General features: G+C 60.3%; 3 protein-coding genes. 2 read left to right on the top strand and 1 reads right to left on the bottom strand.

Annotated features, from left to right (window positions below):
* The first annotated feature begins 230 nt into the window (after window positions 1-230).
* The gene (locus EN906_RS30810) at window positions 231-641 is read left to right on the top strand and encodes a DUF427 domain-containing protein (RefSeq protein ID WP_127267544.1); all 411 of its coding nucleotides are present in this window, start codon (window positions 231-233) and stop codon (window positions 639-641) included.
* Window positions 642-670: 29 nt separating this feature from the next.
* Here the strand turns inward: EN906_RS30810 and EN906_RS30805 are convergent, their stop codons facing one another.
* Window positions 671-1,102: an HD domain-containing protein gene (locus tag EN906_RS30805; protein ID WP_127267543.1), complete on the bottom strand. Its 432-nt coding sequence runs from the start codon at window positions 1,100-1,102 to the stop codon at window positions 671-673.
* 621 nt (window positions 1,103-1,723) lie between these two features.
* Between EN906_RS30805 and EN906_RS30795 the strand changes: the two genes are divergently transcribed.
* The gene (locus EN906_RS30795; RefSeq protein ID WP_127267549.1) at window positions 1,724-2,332 is read left to right on the top strand and encodes a cysteine hydrolase; all 609 of its coding nucleotides are present in this window, start codon (window positions 1,724-1,726) and stop codon (window positions 2,330-2,332) included.
* Window positions 2,333-2,469: the final 137 nt, after the last annotated feature.

Below are 2,469 nucleotides of genomic sequence, written 5' to 3'. Positions count from 1 at the left end.
CAGGCGGGTGGTGCTGGATGGCATCGGACACTTCCCGACGCGTGAGGCTTCTGATCAGGTTTCGCGATTGTTGGCTGCGTTTCTCGACAGCCATGGCAAACGCTGAAGTGGGGTCGTCATCCGACCTCATAGTAGAGGCCGGAACCTGACGCATCGCCGCGCATTTCGTCTCCATGCATGACGAACCGAAATGCGGCCTCGCAATCAATCGGCAGCCAGGGAGAATTTGAATGCAAGCTTCAGACGCAATCTCAGCACACCATGCTGGCCAGCTGGCCATAGTACCGTTTGTCGGCACGGTGACGGTACGATTTTCCGACGCCATAGTCGCTGCTACGGAACGGGCGAAAGTGCTTCAGGAAGAAGGACATGAGCCCGTGTTCTACATCCCTTTCGAAGACATCTATTTCGACCTTTTCGAAAAGACGAACACCACCAGCCGCTCCCCTTCGAAAGGCACCGCGAGCTACTGGCGCGTCCATGCGGTGGGCAGCTCGGCTGACGATTTCATGTGGGCATACGAGACGCCTGAAACCGCGGCGCGGCCCATTGCACGTCATGGTGCATTCGATCCGGAAAAGGCGCGCATCGATGCTGAGCCCGCGGAGGACAGACGGCACACGCCCCACGTCCCGGAGTAGATTGCCCGTTCGCAGCGGGGCGAGTTGATTCAAGGCTGGTGCTGACGGCGCGGAAACTCGTCATCAAGGATGCGTAGTGCCTCCTCATATTTGACAGTCGATGCCCCGACCTGTCGGGCTTGCCAGATATTGTCCGCCAGATCCGCGCGCTTCACCGGCAGCGCCAATGGATTCGATGCCGCTCGTCGCACGAACGCGAAGTAGTCCTCGCCATCCCTGCGCGACATGGCGTCGACGGCCGAAGCGATCGTCGGGCCAAAACCGGCCTCGTCCAACCTGGTCCGGTTCCAGCCTTCGCCCTTTTCCACGACGTCATGGAGATAGGCGACGACCTTCTGGTCCGTGGTTTCGACCGCGTCGACGACCCGGCGGCAGTGCTCGATATACGGTCGCCCGGTCTTGTCGCGCTGTGCTGCGTGGACCTCTTCGGCAATCTTGGCCGCCCGGTAAAACATGCTCATCTGGCTTGCCCTTCAGACATGGTTTCACCATCGCTCCTCGGTATCGTGGTGCGGCAGGTCTATTCCGCAGCAAACCCAGCCAAGTCGCTGCCTCGATCCATAATTGTAGCGCGGCTCCAGGCGAGCCGGATCGTCGAACGTTCCGACATGCAACGCGATCTCTCCGGGCGATGCGTCATAGGCAAGGCTGAGCGGCGATCCGCAGGCGGAGCAGAAGCCCCTCCGGGCAATCGGTGAAGATCTGCGATAGGCCGGCGTCGCATTGGTCCAGGTCACGCTTTGGGAAGGCACCCAGGCCACAACTGCGAAGGCACTGCCGGTCGTTCGCCGGCACATATCACAATGGCAATAATGCACTCTCGGTTCGCTTCCAACGCGGAAGCGGATCGTGCCGCAGAGACATCCTCCGCTTAGTTCCATTTTGGCGCCCCGGCTGACTTGCGGCTCCAACGCCTCTCGCGCGGTCTCATGCGAGCACCTCCATTCATCTCAGCGGAAACGCCAGCCATTTGCGTCGGTTCCTGTGGCTATTTCAGGAACCAGTGCTTGCGCGCGGCGTTGCGTGTCTTTGCCGACAAAGTGAGGAAACAGGGAAATGCATCGTCGGTCGGAGAAGCGCTGATGTCGATGCCGGGGCTGGCATACGGACCTCTCGGCGATCGATGCATGCATGTCTGCGTGGATATGCAGCGGCTGTTTGCCGAGCCGTCTCAATGGGCAACGCCCTGGATCACCCGGGTTCTCCCGCAGATCGAGAGGCTGGTCGAAAGACGCGCGCCACAGACGGTCTTTACACGCTTCCTGCCAGCCGAAAAGCCGGGGCAGGGCGTCGGCACATGGAAGCGCTATTATGAGCGCTGGGCTTCCCTGACGATCGAGACGATCGGGCCCGAAATGACCGAACTGTTGCCGTCTTTAGCCGGCTACTGCCCGCCAGCGGCGATCATCGACAAGCACATCTATTCGCCCTGGTTCGAAGGGCGCCTCAGAGCCCTTCTGGTGGAGCGCGGCATCGATACGCTGGTCATTACCGGTGGCGAAACAGATGTTTGCGTTCTCGCCACCGTGCTCGGGGCCATCGATTTCGGCTATCGCGTGGTTCTCGTCACGGACGCGCTGTGCAGTTCTTCTGACGCAACCCATGATGCACTGCTGACCGTTTACCACCAACGTTTCGCGCAGCAGGTCGAGACGGTTGAGATGGAAACGGTTCTCTCGAACTGGACTTGACGTCCGCTAACCCGGCCCGGGTGGAAGTGTCCATGCTTCCTTGCGCGGTTGGGCTGCCTATCTGTTAAGAGAATGACGGACACCAGAACAGGTAGCAGACGTGACGCAACGATCGGGAAGTGCTGACCTTCCACTCC

Source organism: Mesorhizobium sp. M7A.F.Ca.CA.004.06.1.1, from assembly GCF_003999135.1.
Taxonomy (GTDB): Bacteria; Pseudomonadota; Alphaproteobacteria; order Rhizobiales; family Rhizobiaceae; genus Mesorhizobium.
Note: the sequence above shows the minus strand (reverse complement) of the source record. Positions and strands in the feature narration are given on the sequence as shown.